General features: G+C 68.4%; 17 protein-coding genes, 3 rRNA genes and 1 pseudogene. 16 read left to right on the forward strand and 5 right to left on the reverse strand.

Translation table 11 applies throughout. The features are described from left to right. The first annotated feature begins 418 nt into the window (after positions 1 to 418). The 11 genes and pseudogenes from PS467_RS23135 to PS467_RS23185 all read left to right on the forward strand — a co-directional run bounded on the left by PS467_RS23135 (position 419) and on the right by PS467_RS23185 (position 12,548). Positions 419 to 1,945 (forward strand): 16S ribosomal RNA (locus PS467_RS23135). A 289-nt stretch (positions 1,946 to 2,234) separates the two neighbouring features. Then, positions 2,235 to 5,354: ribosomal RNA gene (locus PS467_RS23140) — 23S ribosomal RNA — on the forward strand. Positions 5,355 to 5,426: 72 nt separating this feature from the next. Beyond that, positions 5,427 to 5,543: ribosomal RNA gene (rrf, locus tag PS467_RS23145) — 5S ribosomal RNA — on the forward strand. Together the 16S, 23S and 5S rRNA genes form the textbook arrangement of a ribosomal RNA operon. Positions 5,544 to 5,637: 94 nt before the next feature. Continuing rightward, positions 5,638 to 6,294 (forward strand): HAD family hydrolase, encoded by a 657-nt coding sequence (locus PS467_RS23150; RefSeq protein ID WP_311036858.1) that lies wholly within the window; start codon positions 5,638 to 5,640, stop codon positions 6,292 to 6,294. Between the two features lie 25 nt (positions 6,295 to 6,319). Next, entirely contained in the window at positions 6,320 to 7,540 is a 1,221-nt protein-coding gene (locus tag PS467_RS23155) for an MFS transporter (RefSeq protein WP_311036859.1), read from the forward strand. Next, positions 7,509 to 8,681 carry an acetoin utilization protein AcuC gene (locus PS467_RS23160; protein ID WP_311036860.1) on the forward strand — a complete coding sequence of 391 codons (1,173 nt, stop codon included), beginning with the start codon at positions 7,509 to 7,511 and terminating at the stop codon, positions 8,679 to 8,681. Before PS467_RS23155 ends, PS467_RS23160 begins: the two co-directional genes overlap by 32 nt. Before the next feature lie 175 nt (positions 8,682 to 8,856). After that, the gene (locus PS467_RS23165; RefSeq protein ID WP_311036861.1) at positions 8,857 to 9,672 is read left to right on the forward strand and encodes a phosphatase; all 816 of its coding nucleotides are present in this window, start codon (positions 8,857 to 8,859) and stop codon (positions 9,670 to 9,672) included. Positions 9,673 to 9,800: 128 nt separating this feature from the next. Next, on the forward strand, positions 9,801 to 10,010 hold the full coding sequence (locus PS467_RS23170; protein WP_014053989.1) for a helix-turn-helix domain-containing protein: 210 nt from the start codon (positions 9,801 to 9,803) through the stop codon (positions 10,008 to 10,010). Between the two features lie 127 nt (positions 10,011 to 10,137). After that, complete coding sequence (locus PS467_RS23175; protein WP_003948845.1) at positions 10,138 to 10,236, forward strand: 30S ribosomal protein bS22; 99 nt, start codon at positions 10,138 to 10,140, stop codon at positions 10,234 to 10,236. 211 nt (positions 10,237 to 10,447) lie between these two features. After that, positions 10,448 to 11,490 (forward strand): annotated as a pseudogene (locus PS467_RS23180) (NAD-dependent epimerase/dehydratase family protein). A 14-nt stretch (positions 11,491 to 11,504) separates the two neighbouring features. Beyond that, on the forward strand, positions 11,505 to 12,548 hold the full coding sequence (locus tag PS467_RS23185) for a lysophospholipid acyltransferase family protein (RefSeq protein WP_268973579.1): 1,044 nt from the start codon (positions 11,505 to 11,507) through the stop codon (positions 12,546 to 12,548). Positions 12,549 to 12,666: 118 nt separating this feature from the next. On the opposite strand, the gene PS467_RS23190 is transcribed toward PS467_RS23185, so the two are convergent. The 4 genes from PS467_RS23190 to PS467_RS23205 form a co-directional block, all read right to left on the reverse strand. Beyond that, entirely contained in the window at positions 12,667 to 13,905 is a 1,239-nt protein-coding gene (locus PS467_RS23190) for a DUF5667 domain-containing protein (protein ID WP_311036862.1), read from the reverse strand. A gap of 205 nt (positions 13,906 to 14,110) precedes the next feature. After that, positions 14,111 to 14,917 (reverse strand): ECF subfamily RNA polymerase sigma factor, BldN family, encoded by an 807-nt coding sequence (locus PS467_RS23195; RefSeq protein WP_311036863.1) that lies wholly within the window; start codon positions 14,915 to 14,917, stop codon positions 14,111 to 14,113. Between the two features lie 681 nt (positions 14,918 to 15,598). Continuing rightward, complete coding sequence (locus PS467_RS23200) at positions 15,599 to 16,522, reverse strand: HAD family hydrolase (protein WP_311036864.1); 924 nt, start codon at positions 16,520 to 16,522, stop codon at positions 15,599 to 15,601. 143 nt (positions 16,523 to 16,665) lie between these two features. Next, positions 16,666 to 16,944: a glutaredoxin family protein gene (locus tag PS467_RS23205; RefSeq protein ID WP_268973584.1), complete on the reverse strand. Its 279-nt coding sequence runs from the start codon at positions 16,942 to 16,944 to the stop codon at positions 16,666 to 16,668. 388 nt (positions 16,945 to 17,332) lie between these two features. Between PS467_RS23205 and PS467_RS23210 the strand changes: the two genes are divergently transcribed. Genes PS467_RS23210 through hemB form a run of 5 tightly spaced genes read left to right on the forward strand, consistent with a single transcriptional unit; the run spans position 17,333 to position 23,247 of the window. After that, positions 17,333 to 18,139 carry a redox-sensing transcriptional repressor Rex gene (locus tag PS467_RS23210; protein ID WP_311036865.1) on the forward strand — a complete coding sequence of 269 codons (807 nt, stop codon included), beginning with the start codon at positions 17,333 to 17,335 and terminating at the stop codon, positions 18,137 to 18,139. After that, complete coding sequence (locus PS467_RS23215) at positions 18,136 to 19,608, forward strand: glutamyl-tRNA reductase (protein WP_311036866.1); 1,473 nt, start codon at positions 18,136 to 18,138, stop codon at positions 19,606 to 19,608. The genes PS467_RS23210 and PS467_RS23215 overlap by 4 nt, the downstream gene beginning before the upstream one ends. Beyond that, positions 19,605 to 20,585, forward strand: a complete 981-nt coding sequence (hemC, locus tag PS467_RS23220) for a hydroxymethylbilane synthase (protein ID WP_311036867.1) — start codon at positions 19,605 to 19,607, stop codon at positions 20,583 to 20,585. The genes PS467_RS23215 and hemC overlap by 4 nt, the downstream gene beginning before the upstream one ends. Then, positions 20,582 to 22,246, forward strand: a complete 1,665-nt coding sequence (locus PS467_RS23225) for a bifunctional uroporphyrinogen-III C-methyltransferase/uroporphyrinogen-III synthase (RefSeq protein WP_268973590.1) — start codon at positions 20,582 to 20,584, stop codon at positions 22,244 to 22,246. The genes hemC and PS467_RS23225 overlap by 4 nt, the downstream gene beginning before the upstream one ends. After that, positions 22,243 to 23,247: a porphobilinogen synthase gene (gene hemB, locus PS467_RS23230; RefSeq protein ID WP_311036868.1), complete on the forward strand. Its 1,005-nt coding sequence runs from the start codon at positions 22,243 to 22,245 to the stop codon at positions 23,245 to 23,247. The genes PS467_RS23225 and hemB overlap by 4 nt, the downstream gene beginning before the upstream one ends. Before the next feature lie 61 nt (positions 23,248 to 23,308). Here the strand turns inward: hemB and PS467_RS23235 are convergent, their stop codons facing one another. Next, positions 23,309 to 23,524, reverse strand: coding sequence for a hypothetical protein (locus tag PS467_RS23235; RefSeq protein ID WP_311036869.1), 216 nt, complete (start codon positions 23,522 to 23,524; stop codon positions 23,309 to 23,311). Positions 23,525 to 23,532 lie beyond the last annotated feature (8 nt).

A 23,532-nucleotide genomic window follows, 5' to 3' on the forward strand; every position in this document is an offset into this window, starting at 1 on the left:
ACGGCCCCTCATCGGGATGGATTTCGGCATGCCGAAATTCGGATCGGGAAGCTCGATTATGAGCATCCGGGGGAATCCGCTAAAGTAGTGGACACGCCGGAAGGCGCGAAACACCCCGCTCCAACAGGGGGCCGGAAACGGAATTCGGATCGGAAACGGACCGGAAATCGGATCTGGTAAGGTTGGAAACACCGAAGGGAAGCGCCCGGAGAAACCGGTGAAAGGGTTTCGAAGGAAGCGTCCGTTCCTTGAGAACTCAACAGTGTGCCAAAAGTCAACGCCAGATATGTTGATAACCCCGTCCATCTCGGACGAGGTTCCTTTGAAAAACACAGCGAGGACGCTGTGAACGGGACTGGATTATTCCTCCGGTTCTGTTCCGCTCTCGTGCAGTGTTTGCCGGGATATCCCGGAAGCATTCACGGAGAGTTTGATCCTGGCTCAGGACGAACGCTGGCGGCGTGCTTAACACATGCAAGTCGAACGATGAACCGGTTTCGGCCGGGGATTAGTGGCGAACGGGTGAGTAACACGTGGGCAATCTGCCCTGCACTCTGGGACAAGCCCTGGAAACGGGGTCTAATACCGGATATGACCGCCGACCGCATGGTCTGGTGGTGGAAAGCTCCGGCGGTGCAGGATGAGCCCGCGGCCTATCAGCTTGTTGGTGGGGTGATGGCCTACCAAGGCGACGACGGGTAGCCGGCCTGAGAGGGCGACCGGCCACACTGGGACTGAGACACGGCCCAGACTCCTACGGGAGGCAGCAGTGGGGAATATTGCACAATGGGCGCAAGCCTGATGCAGCGACGCCGCGTGAGGGATGACGGCCTTCGGGTTGTAAACCTCTTTCAGCAGGGAAGAAGCGCAAGTGACGGTACCTGCAGAAGAAGCGCCGGCTAACTACGTGCCAGCAGCCGCGGTAATACGTAGGGCGCAAGCGTTGTCCGGAATTATTGGGCGTAAAGAGCTCGTAGGCGGCTTGTCGCGTCGGATGTGAAAGCCCGGGGCTTAACTCCGGGTCTGCATTCGATACGGGCAGGCTAGAGTTCGGTAGGGGAGATCGGAATTCCTGGTGTAGCGGTGAAATGCGCAGATATCAGGAGGAACACCGGTGGCGAAGGCGGATCTCTGGGCCGATACTGACGCTGAGGAGCGAAAGCGTGGGGAGCGAACAGGATTAGATACCCTGGTAGTCCACGCCGTAAACGTTGGGAACTAGGTGTGGGCGACATTCCACGTTGTCCGTGCCGCAGCTAACGCATTAAGTTCCCCGCCTGGGGAGTACGGCCGCAAGGCTAAAACTCAAAGGAATTGACGGGGGCCCGCACAAGCGGCGGAGCATGTGGCTTAATTCGACGCAACGCGAAGAACCTTACCAAGGCTTGACATACATCGGAAACACTCAGAGATGGGTGCCCCCTTGTGGTCGGTGTACAGGTGGTGCATGGCTGTCGTCAGCTCGTGTCGTGAGATGTTGGGTTAAGTCCCGCAACGAGCGCAACCCTTGTTCTGTGTTGCCAGCATGCCTTTCGGGGTGATGGGGACTCACAGGAGACTGCCGGGGTCAACTCGGAGGAAGGTGGGGACGACGTCAAGTCATCATGCCCCTTATGTCTTGGGCTGCACACGTGCTACAATGGCCGGTACAATGAGCTGCGAAGCCGTGAGGTGGAGCGAATCTCAAAAAGCCGGTCTCAGTTCGGATTGGGGTCTGCAACTCGACCCCATGAAGTCGGAGTCGCTAGTAATCGCAGATCAGCATTGCTGCGGTGAATACGTTCCCGGGCCTTGTACACACCGCCCGTCACGTCACGAAAGTCGGTAACACCCGAAGCCGGTGGCCCAACCCTTGTGGGGGGAGCCGTCGAAGGTGGGACTGGCGATTGGGACGAAGTCGTAACAAGGTAGCCGTACCGGAAGGTGCGGCTGGATCACCTCCTTTCTAAGGAGCACATAGCCGACTGCGAGCGAGTGTCTCGCACGGTTGCTCATGGGTGGAACGTTGACTATTCGGCATCGTCTTGATGCTTTCTCTGCTAGTACTGCCTCTTCGGGGGCGTGGAACGCAGGGTGAGTGGATGGATGGTGTCGGGCACGCTGTTGGGTGTCTGAGGGTACGGGCGAGAGGGTTTCGCTTGTTCCTTCGGCCGGTCTCGGTGTACTGCACGTGAGTGTGGGTGACGGGGTACGGGTCGTTGTTTGAGAACTGCACAGTGGACGCGAGCATCTGTGGCCAAGTTTTTAAGGGCGCACGGTGGATGCCTTGGCACCAGGAACCGATGAAGGACGTGGGAGGCCGCGATAGGCCCCGGGGAGCTGTCAACCGAGCTGTGATCCGGGGGTGTCCGAATGGGGAAACCCGGCAGTCGTCATGGGCTGTCACCTATACCTGAACACATAGGGTATGTGGAGGGAACGCGGGGAAGTGAAACATCTCAGTACCCGCAGGAAGAGAAAACAACCGTGATTCCGGGAGTAGTGGCGAGCGAAACTGGATGAGGCTAAACCGTATGTGTGTGATACCCGGCAGGGGTTGCGCATGCGGGGTTGTGGGAGTGAGCTGCAGTCGTCTGCCGGCGGCTGGGTGAGTCAGAAACCATTGCGATAGGCGAAGGGCATGCGAAAGGCCCGGCGTAGAGGGTAAGACCCCCGTAGCTGAAATCGTGGTGGCTTGCTTGCTTGTTTCCCAAGTAGCACGGGGCCCGAGAAATCCCGTGTGAATCTGGCGGGACCACCCGCTAAGCCTAAATATTCCCTGGTGACCGATAGCGGATAGTACCGTGAGGGAATGGTGAAAAGTACCGCGGGAGCGGAGTGAAATAGTACCTGAAACCGTGTGCCTACAAGCCGTGGGAGCGTCGCGCAGAGACTTGTCTCTGCGTCGTGACTGCGTGCCTTTTGAAGAATGAGCCTGCGAGTTTGCGGTGTGTTGCGAGGTTAACCCGTGTGGGGGAGCCGTAGCGAAAGCGAGTCCGAAGAGGGCGTTTGAGTAGCACGCTCAAGACCCGAAGCGGAGTGATCTAGCCATGGGCAGGTTGAAGCGGAGGTAAGACTTCGTGGAGGACCGAACCCACCAGGGTTGAAAACCTGGGGGATGACCTGTGGTTAGGGGTGAAAGGCCAATCAAACTCCGTGATAGCTGGTTCTCCCCGAAATGCATTTAGGTGCAGCGTCGTGTGTTTCTTGCCGGAGGTAGAGCACTGGATAGGCGATGGGCCCTACCGGGTTACTGACCTTAGCCAAACTCCGAATGCCGGTAAGTGAGAGCGCGGCAGTGAGACTGTGGGGGATAAGCTCCATGGTCGAGAGGGAAACAGCCCAGAGCATCGACTAAGGCCCCTAAGCGTACGCTAAGTGGGAAAGGATGTGGAGTCGCAGAGACAACCAGGAGGTTGGCTTAGAAGCAGCCATCCTTGAAAGAGTGCGTAATAGCTCACTGGTCAAGTGATTCCGCGCCGACAATGTAGCGGGGCTCAAGCGTACCGCCGAAGTCGTGTCATTGCAGTATGTACCCCTAACGGGGGCTGTGATGGGTAGGGGAGCGTCGTGTGCCGGGTGAAGCAGCCGTGTAAGCGAGTTGTGGATGGTTCACGAGTGAGAATGCAGGCATGAGTAGCGATTCACACGTGGGAAACGTGTGCGCCGATTGACTAAGGGTTCCTGGGTCAAGCTGATCTGCCCAGGGTAAGTCGGGACCTAAGGCGAGGCCGACAGGCGTAGTCGATGGACAACCGGTTGATATTCCGGTACCCGCTTTGAAGCGCCAACGCTGAACCAGGCGATGCTAAGTCCGTGAAGCCGCCCTGGATCCTTCGGGTGAAGGGGAGTGGTGGAGCCGACGGTCCAGACCTGTAGTAGGTGAGTGATGGGGTGACGCAGGAAGGTAGTCCAGCCCGGGCGGTGGTTGTCCCGGGGTAAGGGTGTAGGACGCAAGGTAGGTAAATCCGTCTTGCTTATGTCTGAGACCTGATGCCGAGCCGATTGTGGTGAAGTGGATGATCCTATGCTGTCGAGAAAAGCCTCTAGCGAGTTTCATGGCGGCCCGTACCCTAAACCGACTCAGGTGGTCAGGTAGAGAATACCGAGGCGTTCGGGTGAACTATGGTTAAGGAACTCGGCAAAATGCCCCCGTAACTTCGGGAGAAGGGGGGCCATTGCTGGTGATGAGTTTTGCACTCGGAGCTGGTGGTGGCCGCAGAGACCAGCGAGAAGCGACTGTTTACTAAAAACACAGGTCCGTGCGAAGCCGTAAGGCGATGTATACGGACTGACGCCTGCCCGGTGCTGGAACGTTAAGGGGACCGGTTAGTCACATTTCGGTGTGGCGAAGCTGAGAACTTAAGCGCCAGTAAACGGCGGTGGTAACTATAACCATCCTAAGGTAGCGAAATTCCTTGTCGGGTAAGTTCCGACCTGCACGAATGGCGTAACGACTTCTCGACTGTCTCAACCATAGGCCCGGTGAAATTGCACTACGAGTAAAGATGCTCGTTTCGCGCAGCAGGACGGAAAGACCCCGGGACCTTTACTACAGCTTGATATTGGTGTTCGGTTCGGCTTGTGTAGGATAGGTGGGAGACTGTGAAGCCGCAACGCCAGTTGTGGTGGAGTCGTTGTTGAAATACCACTCTGGTCGTGCTGGATGTCTAACCTGGGTCCGTGATCCGGATCAGGGACAGTGTCTGGTGGGTAGTTTAACTGGGGCGGTTGCCTCCTAAAGGGTAACGGAGGCGCCCAAAGGTTCCCTCAGCCTGGTTGGCAATCAGGTGTTGAGTGTAAGTGCACAAGGGAGCTTGACTGTGAGACCGACGGGTCGAGCAGGGACGAAAGTCGGGACTAGTGATCCGGCGGTGGCTTGTGGAAGCGCCGTCGCTCAACGGATAAAAGGTACCCCGGGGATAACAGGCTGATCTTCCCCAAGAGTCCATATCGACGGGATGGTTTGGCACCTCGATGTCGGCTCGTCGCATCCTGGGGCTGGAGTCGGTCCCAAGGGTTGGGCTGTTCGCCCATTAAAGCGGTACGCGAGCTGGGTTTAGAACGTCGTGAGACAGTTCGGTCCCTATCCGCTGTGCGCGTAGGAGTCTTGAGAAGGGCTGTCCCTAGTACGAGAGGACCGGGACGGACGAACCTCTGGTGTGCCAGTTGTTCTGCCAAGGGCATGGCTGGTTGGCTACGTTCGGGAGGGATAACCGCTGAAAGCATCTAAGCGGGAAGCCTGCTTCGAGATGAGGGCTCCCACCTCCTTGAGGGGTTAAGGCTCCCAGTAGACGACTGGGTTGATAGGCCAGATATGGAAGCCGGGTGACCGGTGGAGTTGACTGGTACTAATAGGCCGAGGGCTTGTCCTCAGTTGCTCGCGTCCACTGTGTTGGTTCTGAAGTAATGAACCGTGTTGTTTCCGGTTGTTATCTTCATAGTGTTTCGGTGGTCATAGCGTTAGGGAAACGCCCGGTTACATTCCGAACCCGGAAGCTAAGCCTTTCAGCGCCGATGGTACTGCAGGGGGGACCCTGTGGGAGAGTAGGACGCCGCCGAACAAATTTTAGGAAAAGCCCGGTTGGGAGCTTCGGCTCGCAACCGGGCTTTTCTCATGGCCGGTTCATGAGCCGAGCTGGTTTGTAGGCTGATCGCATGCGCTATGACCTGGTCATCTTCGACAACGACGGAGTGCTCGTCGACAGCGAGCCCATCTCCAACCGGCTTCTCGCCGCCTACCTCACGGAGTTGGGGCACCCCACCAGCTACGAGGACTCCATCCGCGACTACATGGGCTCGGCCCTGCATCGCGTCCACGACCTGGTGCTCGAGCGCTCGGGCCGGCGGCTGCCGCCGGACTTCGACACCACCTTCCACGGCCGGGTCTTCGACGCCTTCCGCCGCGAGCTGAAGCCGGTCGCCGGTGTCGCCGAAGTCCTGGAGAAGCTGCGGGCCGACGGGATTCCGTACTGCGTCGCCTCCTCGGGAAGCCATGACCGTATCCGCGTCGCCCTCCGCACGACCGGGCTGTACGACCTCTTCGGCGAGGACCGTATCTTCAGCTCCGAGGACGTGGGCCGGGGCAAGCCCGCGCCCGATCTGTTTCTGCACGCGGCCGAGCGCATGGGGGTGGCGCCCCGGCGCTGTGCCGTCGTCGAGGACAGCCCGCTCGGGGTCCAGGCCGCCCTGGCCGCCGGAATGGATGTGTACGGCTACACCGCCATGACCCCGGTCGCCAAACTCTCCACGGCCCTGGCCCACTTCGCCGATATGGCCGAACTGCGAGGGCTGCTCACCTCTACCCACACGTAGTGCGGGGGCCGTACGCTCCACGGCCATGACGGATTCGCGCCCGAGCCGCCGGCTCCGGCAGGGCCGGGCCTCGCTGGCCATCAGCTTCTTCGTCCAGGGCGCGGTCTTCGCTCTGCTGGTGACGCGCATACCGGCGTTGCAGGACCGGTACGGCATATCGGACGGGCTGCTGCCCCTCTTCCTGGCCGCCGTGCCGGTCCTCGCCGGTGTGGGCAGCGTCGGCACCGAGCATCTCGTCAAGCGGGCGCGTCCGGGGCTGGTCCTCCGTCTGGTGCAGCCCGTCGTCTCCCTCGCCCTGCTCGCCGCCGGATCGGGTACGGCGGTGTGGCAGCTCGCCCTGGCGCTCGCGGTGTTCGGGCTGACGGTCGGGGCGCTGGACGCGTCGATGAACATGCTCGGGGTGAGTCTTCAGCGCGCGTACGGGCGCAGCATCATGCTCGGCTTCCACGCCGCGTACAGCCTGGGCGGGATCGCGGGCGCCACGCTCGCCTGGGCGGGTGCGCACTGGGATCTGCCGCTTCCCGCGCTCTACGCGCCGGTCGTCGCCACCCTGGTGCCCGCCGCGCTGATCGCCGGCCACTGGTACCTGGATCACCAGGGCACTACGGAGGGGGCCGGGGGAGCCGAGGCGGTCCAGGACGGCGCCGTGGTGAGCATGCGGCTGCTGCTGCCGCTCTGTCTCGTCATGGCCTTCGCCTATATCGGTGACTCCACCGTCTCCAACTGGAGCGCCAAGTATCTGGAGGACGTACTGCACAGCTCCGAGCAGCTGGCCACGGTCCCGTACAACGTCTACATGGTCACCACCCTCCTCGGCCGTTCCTTCGGCGACCTGGGGGTGCGGCGGTTCGGCGCGGTCGCCGTGGCCCGGGCCGGGACGCTGCTCGCGGGTGGCGGTTTCGCGGTGGTCGCGGCGGCGCCCGGCGCCTGGGTGGGGATGGGCGGGTTCACGCTGCTGGGGTTCGGGTTGTGCGTCCTGGTGCCGCAGACCTTCGCGGCCGCCGGGCGGCTCTTCCCCGGCGCGTCCGATGCCGCCGTCGCACGCCTCAACATCTTCAACTACGTGGGCTTTCTGGTCGGCTCACCGCTCGTCGGCGCGCTGGGCGGGGTGTGGAGCTACCGGGCGGCGATGCTCGTGCCGATGGCGCTCGTGCTGGTGACGATCCGGTACGCGCGCTCGTTCAGCCCTGTGCCCGCCGGATACGGTGACGGGCATGAGCGGCCGCGCACAGTTGATGTGGGATGAGGCAGTAACCGGGTACGACTTCGGCGCCGGGCATCCGATGGACCCGGTGCGGCTCGCGCTGACCATGCGGTTGGTGGAGGCGTACGGACTGGACCGGGCGGTCCGGGTGGTGGCCGCCAAGCCGGCGGGGGAGTCGACGCTGCGCCTGGTCCACGGGCCGGAGTACATCGAGGCGGTGCGGCGGGTCTCGGCCGCCCCGGAGTCGGCCGACGGCTCGTACGGCCTCGGGACGATCGACGATCCGGCCTTCGCGGGGATGCACGAGGCGTCCGCGCTGATCGCCGGGCAGTCGGTCGGCGCCGCCGAGGACGTGTGGCGCGGCGAGGCGCTGCACGCGGTGAACTTCACGGGCGGGCTGCACCATGCGATGCCCCGGGGCGCGTCCGGGTTCTGCGTCTACAACGACGCGGCGCTGGCGGTCGCGCGGCTGCTGGAACTGGGGGCGGAGCGGGTCGCGTACGTGGATGTGGACGTCCACCACGGGGACGGGGTGCAGGCGGCCTTCTGGGACGATCCGCGGGTGCTGACGATCTCGCTGCACGAGCATCCCCGGACCCTGTTCCCGCAGACCGGCTGGCCGGAGGAGACGGGCGGGGAGGGCGCCGAGGGCTCGGCGGTCAATGTGGCGCTGCCCGCCGGGACCGGGGACGCGGGATGGCTGCGGGCCTTTCACGCGGTGGTGCCGGAGCTGTTGGCGGCGTTCGGTCCGCAGGTGCTGGTGACCCAGCACGGCGCGGACACCCATGTCGAGGATCCGCTGGCCCACTTGGCGGTGACCGTGGACGCGCAGCGGGCGGTCGCGGAGAGCTGTCACCGGCTGGCGCATGAGCACGCGGACGGGCGCTGGCTCGCGCTCGGCGGCGGTGGCTACGCGGTGGTGGACGTGGTGCCGCGGTCCTGGACGCATCTGGTCGCGATCGCGGCGGGGCGGCCGGTGGCGGCCGGGACGCCGGTCCCGGAGGAGTGGCGGCAGGAGGTCTACCGGCGGACCCGGATGGACGCGCCGCGGCGGATGACGGACGGGCGGGAGCCGAACTGGCGGGAGTTCGCCGAGTCGGGGTACGACCCGGCGGACCGGCTGGACCAGGCGATCCTGGCGACGCGCCGGGCGGTCTTCCCCCAACACGGGCTGCTTCCGTGAACCACCCCCGTACCGCCCGCGAGAACGCCGGGGCGGGGGCATGCCCGGACGGGCGGGCTGATGCGCACGAGGGGCTGAGGCGGACGAGGGGCTGATGCGGTGGGCGTTACGCCAACCGTGGGGTCTGCCGGTGTATCCCGGCGGCCGGCGGGGTGGGTCCGCCAGCATCGAAGGCGTGTTGAGTACCGCCGCGCTGCGCGCGCATCTGCTGGCGGCGCGGCTCGCCGGACCCGTGGCGACGCGCCGGGAGGAGAGCCTGCGCCGCTATCGGCTCTTCGCCGCCCGGGACCCCCGGGTGCTGCTCGGATTGGAGCCCGAATACGACTGGTCCTTTACGGAAGTGCTATGCCTGATGAGCGGCAAATGTGGGGTTTCGGTCAACCCGGCCGACACTTCGGGTCAGGATGTGATCGATCCGGAGCTGACGATCGCCGCGCTGGATGCCTTCGCGGACCGGCTGCGCACCGCCGCCCTGGCCCGGCTGCCCGTGCTCCTCGGCACCGGTCATCCCCACCGTCTCCTCGGTTTCTACGCCGCGTTGGCGTCGGCGCTCTCGGCGGCCGGCTGCCGTGTGCTCACCCCCGCGCAGGGTAGATGTATCGACATAACGACGCGGTTCGGCGTACGTCCTCACCGGCTCGCCTACGTACGGGGAGTCGCGATGGTGCGGGAGCCCGGCGCTCATCCCACCGCGAATGAGCCGGGCGCCCACAGCCATTCGCCGCTCCCGGTTCGGGTCGCCCTCGGCTGTGCCGCGGAGTCCGGCGGCCCGCTGCCCGGACTGGTCATCGGGGACCACGGATGGGTCTGCGGGGCAGGTCAGCTGGGCTTCGAGGCCATTGGGCTGGGGGACACGGACGACCCCGCGCTGTTCGTCGGGGAGGCCGAGGGGCGGGTGTCCGTCGCCGTTCCGCTTGATGACGCTGTGCGGTCTGGTTACTACCGGCCGATTACTCGCTATGTACTCAATCGAGCGTGTCTGTCACAGTAGGCGTCCGATCGCTACTCCTCTTCCCCACTTGCATCACCCGCCCCTAACCTGGGGAGGAGCGCGCATGCGACAAGGAGTCACCGGAGGGGAAGCCGGTGCCCGACATGTGCGGAAGGTTCAGGTGTGTCATGGCTGCTGGCGAAAGGCCTCTGAACGAGGTTCAGTTTCTGACCGTGGCGGAAGTCGCCTCGGTGATGCGAGTGTCCAAGATGACCGTGTACCGCTTGGTGCACAGCGGTCATCTGCCGGCGATCCGGGTGGGCAGGTCCTTCCGGGTCCCGGAGCAAGCGGTTCATGAATACCTCCGCGAGTCCTATGTGGGGGTGGAGTCCGCTTAGGTCCCTTCCGGGCCTAGGGAGGCCCTCGGATTACGTGGTTCGCTCGGCGCCGGGTAGGCTGGCCCGATGTAGGTCGTGTGGGCTCGGACGCCCCGCACCGAGTGAGTCGAAGTGAGCGAGGGTAGTCGTGGGCTCTGTTATCAAGAAGCGGCGTAAGCGGATGGCTAAGAAGAAGCACCGCAAGCTGCTCAAGCGCACGCGCGTTCAGCGTCGCAACAAGAAGTAAGCAAGCGACGCTGTGTTCGTCCCGCAGCCCTTCCACCGCCGGTGGAAGGGCTGCGGTGCGTGCGCCGCACCGGTCTCCGCCACGGCCGCCCCTCCGGCCCCGGCTTAAAACGCCACACCGCGCGGCGAGTGGTCATCACAGGGCAACATCGAGCGGTTACGGTGTTCGGCACAGCCCAGCTCGGACGAGGGTGGGAAGGAAGGCGCTGATCTTGGGGAAGGTCGTGCTCGTCACCGGAGTCGCTCGCCGGCTGGGAGGCCGATTCGTCCGGCGCATACAGCGCGAACCCGATGTGGAACGGGTGATCGGCGTGGACGCCGTGCCCCCCGAACACCACCTCGACGACGCCGACTTCGTCCGGGCCGACATCCGTCACCCCACGATCGGGAAACTGCTCGCCGAATACGGCGTCCACACCGTCGTCCACATGGACATCAACGGCACTCCGCTGGGGCGCGCGGCAATCGCACCTCGGTCAAGGAGACCAATGTCATCGGCACCATGCAGCTGCTCGGCGCCTGCCAGAAGGCCCCCTCGGTCCAGCGGCTGGTGGTGAAGTCCAGCACCAATGTGTACGGCTCCGCGCCCCGCGACCCCGCCGTCTTCAGCGAGACCACGCCGCCCAAATCCCTGCCGAGCGGCGGCTTCGCCAAGGACACCGTCGAGGTCGAGGGATATGTCCGCGGCTTCGCCCGGCGCCGCCCCGATGTCGCGGTGTGCGTGCTGCGCTTCGCCAACATCCTGGGCCCGTGCGCGGACTCACCGCTCGCCGAGTACTTCGCGCTGCCCGTGCTGCCCACCGTCATCGGCTATGACCCGCGGCTCCAGTTCGTCCATGAGAAGGACGCCATCGAGGTGCTGCGCATCGCGGCCTCCGAACCGCGCCGGTCCACGCTCAACAGCGGCACGTTCAACATCGCCGGAGACGGGGTGCTGCTGCTCTCCCAGGCCGCCCGGCGGCTCGGCCGCCCGACCCTGCCGCTGCTGCTGCCCACTCTGCGCTGGGCCCGTACCGCCCTGCGGTCACTCGGCATCACCGACTTCTCACCCGAGCAGATCCGACTGCTCACCCACGGCCGGGTCGTGGCCACCAACCAGATGCGCGAGACCCTGGGGTTCGAACCCGAGCACACCACCGCCGGTGCCCTCGCGGACTACGCGCACAGCCGCGGCCCCGGACTCCTCCCGCCCGAGACCCTCGCCCGTACCATCGACCGGCTCGCCGCGCTGCTGCCCGCCGGCGTCCAGACGTGAGGAGCGCAACCACCATGGCGGATGCCAAGGTCATTCCGTTCGGTGAGGAACCCCGGTCCCGACGGAAGGGCCCGCGCCCGGGACGCGGCGGCCGCGCCCAGGGCTCGCTCAAGCCCGTACCGCAGCAGCGCGACGAGGCGTCCGAACAGCGTCCCCAGACGGCGGCCGCGGCCGTGCCGCCGCTGCCGCCGGACCCGCCCAAGCCGGCCCCGGGCGGCGGGGACTGGGAGCGCAAGCTGGCCCACGGGCTGAGCTTTCTGCGCCGCCGGATCACCGGGGACTACGAGGTCGACGACTTCGGCTACGACCACGACCTGACCGACCAGGTCCTGATGTCCCTGCTCCGCCCGGTGTACGAGAAGTACTTCCGGGTCGAGGTGAAGGGGATCGAGAACATCCCCGACAGCGGCGGTGCGCTCGTCGTCGCCAACCACTCCGGGGTGCTGCCGCTGGACGGGCTGATGCTCCAGGTGGCGGTGCACGACAACCACCCCGCCGAGCGCCATCTGCGGCTGCTCGCCGCCGATCTGGTCTTCATGCTCCCGGTCGTCAACGAGCTCGCCCGTAAGGCGGGCCACACCCTCGCCTGCGCCGAGGACGCCCAGCTGCTGCTGGAGCGCGGCGAGGTGGTCGGGGTGATGCCGGAGGGCTTCAAGGGGATCGGCAAACCGTTCGCGGAGCGGTACAAGCTACAGCGCTTCGGGCGGGGCGGCTTCGTCTCGACGGCGCTGCGCGCGGGGGCGCCGATCGTGCCGTGCTCGATCGTGGGCGCGGAGGAGATCTACCCGATGGTGGGAAACGCGAAGACCCTGGCCCGGCTGCTCGGCCTGCCGTACTTCCCGATCACGCCGACCTTCCCGCTGCTCGGGCCGCTGGGCGCGCTGCCGCTGCCGACGAAGTGGACCATCCAGTTCGGCGAGCCCATCCCCACCGACGGCCATCCGCCGGAGGCGGCGGACGACCCGATGCTGATGTTCAATCTGACCGACCAGGTACGCGAAACGATCCAGCACACGCTCTACAAGCTCTTGGTGCAGCGGCGGTCGGTGTTCTTCTGAGGTTGTCGGGTCGCGGCACCGTGTCGCGGCGCGGCCGCCCAGCCCGCTCGTTCTTCTGACCGGCGGTCCGGGGGTGGGTAGAGTGCGGCGGCGCGCACCACCCACCCCCAGGACGTGGTCACCTCGTGTCGTCGCCGTCGAGGGTCAGGCCCGGCAGAAGGTCCGGCAGCAGCGGGGGGATGGTGATGTCCGGCTGGGACGGTTTGCCGGTCGGGTCGCCCTTGCCCGTGGACGGGCTGGGGCTCGCGCCGCCCAACGGCGGATCCACCAGATCGCCGGTGCCGCCCACCAGACCGCCGGGCTGCTCCTGAGTGCCCGTCGAGGACGACGGGTGCGGGCCGGTGGCGGTCTCGCCGGTGCGGCTGCTGCTCGGGGTGGCCGAGGCGGATGCCGAGCGGTTGCCCAGCTCCCCCGCGCCGGGGCGCTCGGGCGGGTGGCCGGTCTGCCGGCCGGACTGGCCCTGCTGGTCCTTCTTCGTGGGGAGCAGCGCCCGCAGCGGACCGACCTCTTGGTCTATGGCGTCGAAGACCGAGCTGACCTCGTCGCCGACGTCCATGAGCTGGACCGGCAGCTGCTCACGCAGTCGGCTCCAACCGTCGCGGTGGGCCTGGGAGAAGGAGGACAGCTGCTGGATCGGGCCGAGTGAGCCGTCCCGCTCGTAGACCTGGTGCAGCAGCCGGTGGCCCTCGGAGGCGTCATGGCGCATACCGGCCAGGGTCCGGCGGACCTCTCCCAGTGAGTCATGGTCCAGATCGCGGCTGCGGGCCCGCTCCATCAGACGGCGCGCCTCGCTCAGCCGTGTCGAGGCCTGGTCCAGATAGATCCGGCCCCGGTCGGCGTCGCCGTCCGCCATCTCGAGCTTGAGATCCTCCATACCGCGCTTGAACCCGTAGAGGGTGTCGCCCGGCAGCGCGTTTGAGCTGGCCGCGGCGACGCCGCCGAAGGCGCCCGCCGCGACGCCGAACGTGAGCCCCCCGGCCGCAAGCCCCTTGGACCAGCGGGAACGGGGGCGCAGTCTCGCCACCGGGGGTTTGGCGCGATGGGCGCCGCTGGTGCGGCGGCGCTGCTCGGGTACGCGTGGCGCGCCCTCGGCGAAGGCCGCTTCCATGGCGGCGAGCAGCTGCGCCCGCTGCGCCGTGCGGACCTCCGGGTCCAATGTCGGTGCCGGCAGCTCGCCCAGCCCGTTCGCCAGGGCCAGCAGCCGTCTCCGCTCGGCGCTCTCCGCCGATGAGGAGCCTGGCTGTTGGTGCGGCGTCTCGTCCCGGGGGGCCTGGTGGTTGCTCTCCAGGGCCTCCAGGGCCTCCAGGGCCTTGGCGAAGGCGTTCGCCCGCCGGTGTGCCGATACGTTCGCGATCACAGGCGGCACCTCCTCTCGTCGTGACGGTCGACTCCCCAGGACACCCGAGGGGTTCCGTGCCAAGCGCGCGTCCACCCGATCGAGTGAGTGGACCACGGGCAGGGTACGACCGCGAGGCGCCTGCATCCCCCACAACGAGCGGCGCAGCACCCGGGTTACGCCCTCCCCACGGGCGGACGGGCCGTGGCCGGAGTGCTACGGGTGGTCAGCGGGCGTCGTCCGGAAGGAGCCGGGCCAGGGTGCGGACGGCCCGGTACTGAAGGGTTTTGATGGCGCCCTCGTTCTTCCCCATGACCCGGGCGGTCTCGGCTACCGAGAGGCCCTGGAGGAAGCGGAGCGTCACGCACTCCTGCTGCTGCGGGTTGAGTTTTCGTACCGCCTGTAGCAGTGCGGCGTTGGAGAGCGATTCGAGGACGGAGTCCTCGGGGCTGCGCTCGACCTCGTTGGCGTCCAGCATCTCGCCGGTGGTGACCTCCAGCCGGAAGCGGCTGGACTTGAAGTGGTCGGCGACGAGGTTGCGGGCGATGGTCACCAGCCAGGCGCCGAAGTCGCGGCCCTGCCAGGTGAAGGTGCCGATGCGGCGCAGGGCGCGCAGGAACGTCTCGCTGGTGAGGTCCTCGGCCGTGGCCCGGCCGCCCACGCGGTAGTAGATGTAGCGGTAGACGGTGTCGGCGTACTGGTCGTAGAGCCTGCCGAACGCCTCGGCCTCCCCGGACTGGGCGCGCTCGACGAGATCCATCATGCGGCGGCTGTCGCTGTCGGCGCCGGGGCGCCGGGTGGTGGGGGTGGAGCCGCGGGAGCGTCTGCCGACCGCGGCGCCACCGTCCGCCAGGGCGTAGCACGGGCCGGCCTGGCCGGTCTGAGTGGCCGTGCCGACGGCTGGGCTGACGGGCAGGGGGGTGGCGAGGGCGGGGACGGCATACGCGGTGGGGACGAAGCCGCGCAGACAGTCGAGGACCGTTGCGCGCAGCGTAGCCAGGCCCGAGGCGTCAACCCCGACGTGTGGGTACACGGGACTCCCAGAGGCAGAGCTTCCATCACGTGCAGTACGGGACCGTCACCCGCCGTAGGGACGCGTGGGTACCGGTTTGCGTCTAAGGAGAATAACGCTTCGTACAGGCGGCACTACACCCAGTTGCTCAAATCATCGCTTCCGTTCGCTCCGTTATGGATTGATGACCCATCAAGTATCGAACGCGAGCAGCAGGTTGATCGGAATTATTCGTGAGTTGTGCGATTGTGTGGCGTGTTGTGACAAAGCGGCGGTAAGGGGACTGGCGGGGGCGCTGTGGGGTAGGAAGTGCGGAATGACTGAAACAGGGCGGGCGCGTTCGGTTGGTGACGCTGTGTATCGGCGCGTGCGCCGTCACGGAGCGCGATCAATGGTCAGCCTTGACCGTCCTCGGTCACGGTCGTGCGCAGATGGTCAGCGGGGCCGCCCGCGGCGGGCCCGAGGGAAGGGCTCGGCGCGAGGCCGGGCGGGTAGGGCGGCCGCCGGCGGTCAGGGGTGCGCGGGCGTTGGCGGTCAGGGGTGGGTGGCCGTTGGCGGTCAGGGGTGCGCGGGCGTTGGCGGTCAGGGGTGCGCGGGCGTCGGCGGTCAGGGGTGCGCGGGCGTTGGCGGCCAGGGGTGGGTGGCCGTCGGTGGTCAGGGGTGCGCGGGCGCCGGTGGCCAGTGGTGGGTGGCCGTTGGTGGTCAGCGGCGGCGGCGGTGCAGGGCCACGGCGGCCGCCGTGCCGCCCGCCACCGCGCCCACCCCGGCCGCCGCCGGGATGCCGATCTTGGCCGCCTTGCGGCCGGTGCGGTAGTCGCGCAGCCGCCAGCCGTGTTCCCGGGCGTGCTTGCGCAGCCGGGTGTCCGGGTTCACCGCGTACGGATGGCCCACGATCGAGAGCATCGGGATGTCGTTCGAGGAGTCGCTGTAGGCCGCGCAGCGGGAGAGGTCCAGGCCCTCGGCCGCCGCCAGCGCCCGTACGGCCTCGGCCTTGGCCGGGCCGTGCAGCGGCTCGCCGACCAGCCGGCCGGTGTAGACGCCGCCCACGGACTCGGCCACCGTCCCCAGGGCCCCGGTCAGGCCGAGCCGCCGGGCGATGATCGTCGCCGTCTCGACCGGGGCGGCGGTCACCAGCCAGACCCGCTGACCGGCGTCCAGATGGGCCTGGGCGAGAGCGCGGGTGCCGGGCCAGATGCGGTCGGCCATGTACTCGTCGTAGATCTCCTCGCCGATGGACATCAGCTCGGCGACCCGGTGGCCCTTGACGATGGACAGGGCGCTGCTGCGCACGTCCTCCATGTGCGCCGGGTCCTCGACACCGGCCATCCGGAACCAGGCCTGCTGCCAGGCGAAGCGGGCGAGTTCGCGCTTGCGGAAGAAGTGCCGCTTGTAGAGGCCGCGGCCGAAGTGGAAGAGCGCGGCGCCCTGCATGACCGTGTTGTCCAGGTCGAAGAAGGCGGCGGCCCGCTCGTCCCCGACGACGGGGAACTCCGGTTCGGCGGGGGCCTGCGGTGCGGGGGCCTCGGCCGACGACTTGCGCGCGGCCTCGGCCGATGCCTCTCCGGCGAGGACGCTCCGCTCGGTGGCGGGTCGTCGACGTCGGGTGAACCATCCCAGTGCGGCCATGGAGGGAGCATAGCCAGCGCTCCGGCGCATCCCATTACGCCCGGGTGTCGGGCCGATTCAGGTTACGCGAAAGGGAGGCGGCGAAGGAGGCGGCGAAGGGAGCGGCGCGGGGGGACGGCGAAGGGCCGGCGTCGGCCGCCGCGTCAGCCGCCGAGCGCGGTGCGCAGCCGCTTGGGGTCCACCCGCCAGAAGTCGTGCTGCTCGCCGTCGATGAGCACCACCGGGATCTGCTCCCAGTACGCGCGGTACAGCTCCGCGTCCTGGGTGATGTCCTTCTTCTCCCAGGGGGTGCCCAGCTCGCCGCAGACCTGCTCGATCACGGCCTCGGCGTTCTCGCAGAGGTGGCAGTCGGGCTTGCCGATCAGCGTGACCGTGCGTTCGGTGGGCTTCTTGCGCGGGGTGCGGCGCAGCAACGGACTCATGTCCTCAATTGTGCCCGCCGGTGTGGTCCGGCCGGCGCCCATGGAGGTGGGGCCGGGGCGTCCGGGTGCGGAATCCGACGGGTTCGGAAGTGGGTCCCCGGTCGATTACGATCGTGGGCGTTTTGTTGCTGTCCGGGGGTAAAAAGGTGAGGAGTGAGGGCCTGTGCTCCCGTCGGCGGCCCAGCGGTGCGAGCGTGCCTGCCGGGAACGGCGTGAGGCCGGTCGTGGTTCCGCGACCAGCCCGAAAAGAGGCGTGAGACCGGTCACTTTGCTCGGACAAAGCGGACACCATCTTTGTGCACGCGTTCACAAAGACATAGCCTGCTGTCGATGGGGCGGTCATGAAGCACCCGGCCGCCCGCAGCCTCGCTCTACCCGCAGGAGCACCGTGGCAACTGGCCGAACTCACCGACCGGCGACCCGAAGCCGAGGGATCCCCGAGGCCACCGTCGCCCGGCTACCGCTGTATCTGCGTGCCTTGACCGCGCTCTCGGAGCGCTCGGTGCCGACGGTGTCGTCCGAGGAACTGGCGACCGCGGCCGGCGTCAATTCGGCCAAGCTGCGCAAGGACTTCTCCTACCTCGGTTCGTACGGCACCCGTGGTGTCGGCTACGACGTGGAGTACCTCGTCTACCAGATCTCGCGGGAGCTCGGGCTCACCCAGGACTGGCCCGTCGTGATCGTCGGTATCGGTAATCTCGGCGCCGCGCTCGCCAACTACGGCGGCTTCGCCTCCCGTGGTTTCCGGGTCGCCGCGCTGATCGACGCCGACCCCACCATGGCCGGGAAGCCGGTCGCGGGCATCCCGGTGCAGCACACCGACGAGCTCGAGAAGATCATCACGGACAACGGCGTATCGATCGGCGTGATCGCCACCCCGGCGGGCGCGGCCCAGCAGGTCTGTGACCGGCTCGTCGCCGCCGGTATCACCTCGATCCTCAACTTCGCGCCCACCGTGCTGTCCGTTCCGGACGGGGTGGACGTGCGCAAGGTCGACCTCTCGATCGAGCTGCAGATCCTCGCCTTCCACGAGCAGCGCAAGGCGGGCGAGGACGTCGCCGTCCCGGAGGAGGGGGCCGCGGCGGCCGTTCCACCGCCTCCCGTGGCGCCCCATCGCGCGCCCCCCGGCGCCACCGCTGCCGACAGCGGCCGGCAAGGACCTGACGGGGATGTGCCCGCCGTGATGCCGGCATGAGTCTCCTCGTCGTCGGACTGAGCCACCGCAGCGCGCCCGTGAGCGTGCTGGAGCGCGCCGCCCTGGTGGGGGACGAGCAGGTGAAGCTGGTGCAGGACACCCTCGCCGCCGAGCCCGTCACCGAGGCCGCGGTGCTGGCCACCTGCAACCGCATCGAGCTCTACGCCGATGTGGACAAGTTCCACGCCGGGGTCGCCGAGCTGTCCACGCTGCTCGCCCAGCACACCGGCGTCGGACTGGACGAGCTCACCCCGTATCTCTACGTCCACTACGAGGACCGGGCCGTCCACCACCTCTTCTCGGTGGCCTGCGGGCTGGACTCGATGGTCGTCGGCGAGGGCCAGATCCTCGGCCAGATCAAGGACGCGCTGGCGCTGGGGCAGGAGCTGCACACCGCCGGGCGGCTGCTGAACGATCTCTTCCAGCAGGCGCTGCGGGTCGGCAAGCGGGCCCACAGCGAGACCGGTATCGACCGGGCGGGCCAGTCGCTGGTCACCTTCGGCCTGGAGCAGCTGGCCCAGGGCGCGCCGGTGGCGGAGTGGGCGCGGGGCAAGCGCGCCCTGGTGATCGGTGCCGGTTCGATGTCCTCGCTGGCCGCGGCGACGCTCGCGCGCGCCGGTGTGGCAGAACTGGTGATCGCCAACAGGACGTTGGAGCGGGCGCTGCGCCTGGCGGAGTCCCTGGCCCAGCAGCACGCGGCCACCCCGGCCGAGGCCACTTCCGCCGGTGCGGAAACGTTGCGCGCGGGTCTGGTGGCCCGCGCCGTACCGCGCGACCGGGTGGCCGCCGAGCTGCCGCACGCCGACATCGTGGTGTCCTGTACGGGCGCGACCGGCCTGGTCCTGACCGCCGAGCAGCTGCGCACCGCCCTCGCCCAGCGCGCCACCTGTCCGCCCGGGGCCCACTCCGGCCCGGGGACGGAGGTCTCGCTGCTGGACCTGGCGATGCCGCGGGACATCGACGCGGCGGCGCACCGGATCGAGGGGCTGCGCCTGGTGGACATCGAGTCCCTCGCCGAGGCCGCCGCCGATCCGTCCGGCGCGGCGGGCACCTCGGCCGGGGCGATGGCCGCCGACGTGGACAAGGTGCGGGCCATCGTCTCCGCCGAGGTGGCCGCCTTCGGGGCGGCCCAGCGCGCCGCGCACATCACGCCGACGGTGGTCGCGCTGCGTACCATGGCTGCGGACGTCGTCGCCAGCGAGATCGCCCGGCTCGACGGGCGCCTTCCCGATCTGGACGACAAGCAGCGGTCCGAGATCACGCAGACCGTGCGCAGGGTCGTCGACAAGCTGCTGCACGCGCCCACCGTGCGGGTCAAGGAGCTCGCGAGCACACCGGGAGGCGCCGGTTACGCGGACGCCCTCCGTGAGCTCTTCGACCTGGACCCGCAGGCGGTCGCCGCCGTCAGCCGCGCCGACGGCTCGGCCCGCACCGCCGAACCGCACGACCCGAAGGGAGGCCGGGCATGACCGCCACCCCCGCACCCGCCGACCCCACGCCGCTGCGGCTGGGCACCCGCCGCAGCGCGCTGGCCATGGCCCAGTCCGGCCTGGTGGCGGACCAGGTGCGCGAGGTCACCGGGCGCCCCGTGGAACTGGTCGAGATCACCACGTACGGCGACACCTCGCGGGAGCACCTGGCGCAGATCGGCGGCACCGGCGTCTTCGTCTCGGCGCTGCGCGAGGCGCTGCTGAGCGGTGAGATAGACCTGGCCGTGCATTCGCTGAAGGACCTTCCCACCGAGGAGCCGGAGGGGCTGACGCTCGCCGCGATCCCGCGCCGTGCGGACCCGCGCGACGCGCTGATCGCCCGGGACGGGCTCACCTTCGCCGGGCTTCCGCCCCGGGCCCGGATAGGCACCGGGTCCCCGCGCCGCGCGGCCCAGCTCAGCGCATGGGCCCGGTCCTTCGGCCTCGACATCGAGACCGTGCCGATCCGCGGCAACGTCGACACCCGCATCGGCTACGTCCGGTCGGGACGGCTGGACGCCGTGGTGCTCGCCGCCGCCGGTCTGATCCGTCTGGGACGGATCGGCGAGGCGACCGAGCTGCTCGATGTCGACCATGTTTTGCCCGCCCCCGGCCAGGGGGCCCTGGCGGTGGAGTGTGCCGCGTCCAGCGGGGCGCTCATCGCCCGGCTCGCCGAGATCGACGACCCGCACACCCGGGCCGCCGTGACCGCCGAGCGTTCCCTGCTCGCCGCCCTGGAGGCCGGCTGTAGCGCACCCGTGGGTGCTCTGGCCGACCTGTTGGCCGACGGTCAGGTTGTCACCGAAATGCGCCTGCGCGGCGTCGTCGGCACCACCGACGGCACGACGTTGGTGCAGCTGTCCACCACCGGTCCCGTACCGGCATCGCCCAGTGAGGCCGCGGACCTCGGTCGCGAACTCGCTGCCGAGATGCTTGCCAAGGGTGCGGCCGGTCTTATGGGGGAGCGAGCACTTTGAACCCCAACGCCCCTAACCACCCCGGCTGCGGACACGTCACCTTCCTCGGTGCGGGCCCCGGAGACCCGGGCCTGCTGACCTTGCGCGCCGTGGAGGCACTGGCCGCCGCGGACGTACTGATCGCCGACCCGCACGTGCTCGACGTGGTGCGTAAGCACGTCAGGCCGGGCGTGGCCGCGGACGCTCAGGGCACACCGCAGCAGGCGGACGCTGATGTGTCGTCAGGCACCGCCGCCGTCCCGGTACTCCGGGACAGCGCCAATCTTGTCATGACGGCCGCGCGCGGCGGCAAGCGGGTCGTCCGCGCGGTCGCGGGCGACCCCGGCCTCGACGGTTACGCCGCCGACGAGATGCTCGCCTGCGCCGCCGAGGGCATCGTCTTCGAGGTGGTGCCCGGTGTGGCCGCCGCGGTGGGCGTGCCCGCCTACGCGGGGGTGCCGCTGCGCGACGCCCACAGCGCGGACGTGCGTTTCGTGGACGCACTGACCGCCGATGAGCGCTGCTGGAGCGAGATCGGCTCGTCCGACGCGACCGCCGTGGTCTCCGCGACCCTGGAGACGGTGGCCGCCGCCGCCGGTGAGCTGGTGGCCGCGGGCCGCAAACCGGACACCCCGCTCACCGTCACCGTCGGCGGCACCACCACCCGCCAGCGGACCTGGACCGCGACGCTGGGGACCATCGCCCAGGTGCTGAAGTCGGCGAAGGTGCTGCCGTCGCCGCAGGGCGCCCAGCCGGTGATAGCCGTGGTCGGCGAGCAGAGCGAGGCCGGCCGGCGCGATCAGCTGTCCTGGTTCGAGTCCAAGCCGCTGTTCGGCTGGAAGGTCCTGGTGCCGCGCACCAAGGAGCAGGCCGCCTCGCTCTCCGACCAGCTGCGCAGCTACGGCGCGGTGCCCAGCGAGGTGCCGACCATCGCCGTGGAGCCGCCGCGCACCCCGCAGCAGATGGAGCGCGCGGTCAAGGGCCTGGTCACCGGGCGCTATGAGTGGATCGCCTTCACCTCGGTCAACGCGGTCAAGGCGGTACGGGAGAAGTTCGAGGAGTACGGGCTGGACGCCCGCGCGTTCGCCGGGATCAAGGTCGCGGCGGTGGGCGAGCAGACCGCCAAGTCGCTGATCGACTTCGGGGTGAAGCCGGATCTGGTGCCCAGCGGTGAGCAGTCCGCGGCCGGGCTGCTGGAGGACTGGCCGCCGTACGACCCGGTCTTCGACCCGATCGACCGCGTCTTCCTGCCGCGGGCCGACATCGCCACCGAGACCCTGGTCGCCGGGCTGATAGAGCTGGGCTGGGAGGTCGACGACGTGACGGCGTACCGCACGGTGCGCGCCTCGCCGCCGCCGGCCGAGACCCGTGAGGCCATCAAGGGCGGCGGGTTCGACGCGGTGCTGTTCACCTCGTCGTCCACGGTGCGGAACCTCGTCGGCATCGCGGGCAAGCCGCACAATGTCACTGTCATCGCCTGTATCGGCCCGGCCACCGCGAAGACCGCGGAGGAGCACGGACTGCGGGTGGATGTGCTGTCGCCCGAGCCCTCGGTGCTCAAGCTCGCCGAGGCGCTCGCGGACTTCGGGGCGGCGCGGCGGCAGGCCGCGATCGAGGCCGGGGAGCCGGTCACCCGTCCCAGCGAGCGACGGCCGGGATCACGTAGAAGGGCACGCTCTTGACCACCACGTACGGCAGCTTCCCCGGCGCACGGCCGCGCCGGCTGCGCACCACGCCCGCGATGCGGCGCATGGTCGCGGAGACCCGGCTGCATCCGGCGGACCTGATCCTGCCGGCCTTCCTGCGGGAGGACATCACCAAGCCGGTGCCGCTGGAGGCGATGCCGGGCGTCGTGCAGCACACCCGGCACAGCCTGCGGAAGGCGGCGGCCGAGGCGGTCGAGGCGGGCGTCGGCGGGATCATGCTCTACGGCGTCCCGGAGGAGTCCAAGAAGGACGCCACCGGCACGGCGGGCACCGACCCGGACGGCATTCTCCAGGTGGCCATCCGGGACGTGCGGTACGAGGTCGGCGACGATCTGGTGATCATGTCCGACCTGTGCCTGGACGAGTACACCGACCACGGCCACTGCGGGGTGCTGGACGCCGAGGGCCGGGTGGACAACGACGCCACGCTGGAGCGGTACGCCGAGATGGCCCGCGTCCAGGCCGACGCGGGCGTCCACACGGTGGGCCCCAGCGGGATGATGGACGGCCAGGTCCGGGTGATCCGCGAGGCGCTGGACGCCGCCGGGCACCAGGACGTGTCGATGCTCGCCTACACCGCGAAGTACGCCTCCGCCTTCTACGGCCCGTTCCGCGAGGCGGTGGGCTCGTCCCTCAAGGGCGACCGCAAGACGTACCAGCAGGACCCGGCCAACGTCCGGGAGTCCCTGCGCGAGCTGGAGCTGGACCTGGCCGAGGGCGCGGACATGGTCATGGTGAAGCCGGGCCTGCCGTACCTGGACATCCTGCGCCAGATCGCCGACGCCGTGGACGTGCCGGTGGCGGCGTACCAGGTCTCCGGCGAGTACGCGATGGTCGAGGCGGCCGCGGCCAGGGGCTGGATCGACCGCGACCGCGCGATCATGGAGTCGCTGACCTCCCTGCGGCGCGCGGGCGCGGGGATGATCCTCACGTACTGGGCGACGGAGGTCGCGCAGCGGCTGAACCGGGGGGAGTAGGTACGTCCCCGGTACGGGACCGGGCCGGACGCGCACCCCGCGCGTCCGGCCCGGTCCCGTTTCACTCGCGTCCCTGCGGCGCCAGCTTGGCCCAGGCCGCGAAGGCGACGGCGACGGCCAGCAGGCCCAGGCCGATCCACAGGTTGATGCGGATGCCGTCGGCCTTGGCCACCTCGGCGGGGCTGTCGGTGAGGCCGAGGACGGTCAGCACCGCGCCGTAGAGGCCGAGCAGCCCGGCGATGAGCCATCGCACGTCGAAGGTCTTTCCCGGGGTCATGGGGTTCT

Source organism: Streptomyces luomodiensis (assembly GCF_031679605.1).
In the GTDB taxonomy this organism is placed as follows: Bacteria; Actinomycetota; Actinomycetes; order Streptomycetales; family Streptomycetaceae; genus Streptomyces; species Streptomyces luomodiensis.

Excerpts from the sequence above, each read along its gene's own strand:
- PS467_RS23215 (WP_311036866.1), top strand. The coding sequence starts at position 18,136 with ATGAGTCTCCTCGTCGTCGGACTGAGCCACCGCAGCGCGCCCGTGAGC.
- PS467_RS23160 (WP_311036860.1), top strand. The coding sequence starts at position 7,509 with ATGAGCGGCCGCGCACAGTTGATGTGGGATGAGGCAGTAACCGGGTAC.
- PS467_RS23150 (WP_311036858.1), top strand. The coding sequence starts at position 5,638 with ATGCGCTATGACCTGGTCATCTTCGACAACGACGGAGTGCTCGTCGAC.
- hemC (WP_311036867.1), top strand. The coding sequence starts at position 19,605 with ATGACCGCCACCCCCGCACCCGCCGACCCCACGCCGCTGCGGCTGGGC.
- PS467_RS23155 (WP_311036859.1), top strand. The coding sequence starts at position 6,320 with ATGACGGATTCGCGCCCGAGCCGCCGGCTCCGGCAGGGCCGGGCCTCG.
- PS467_RS23235 (WP_311036869.1), bottom strand. The coding sequence starts at position 23,524 with ATGACCCCGGGAAAGACCTTCGACGTGCGATGGCTCATCGCCGGGCTG.
- PS467_RS23205 (WP_268973584.1), bottom strand. The coding sequence starts at position 16,944 with ATGAGTCCGTTGCTGCGCCGCACCCCGCGCAAGAAGCCCACCGAACGC.
- PS467_RS23170 (WP_014053989.1), top strand. The coding sequence starts at position 9,801 with ATGGCTGCTGGCGAAAGGCCTCTGAACGAGGTTCAGTTTCTGACCGTG.
- PS467_RS23200 (WP_311036864.1), bottom strand. The coding sequence starts at position 16,522 with ATGGCCGCACTGGGATGGTTCACCCGACGTCGACGACCCGCCACCGAG.
- PS467_RS23185 (WP_268973579.1), top strand. The coding sequence starts at position 11,505 with ATGGCGGATGCCAAGGTCATTCCGTTCGGTGAGGAACCCCGGTCCCGA.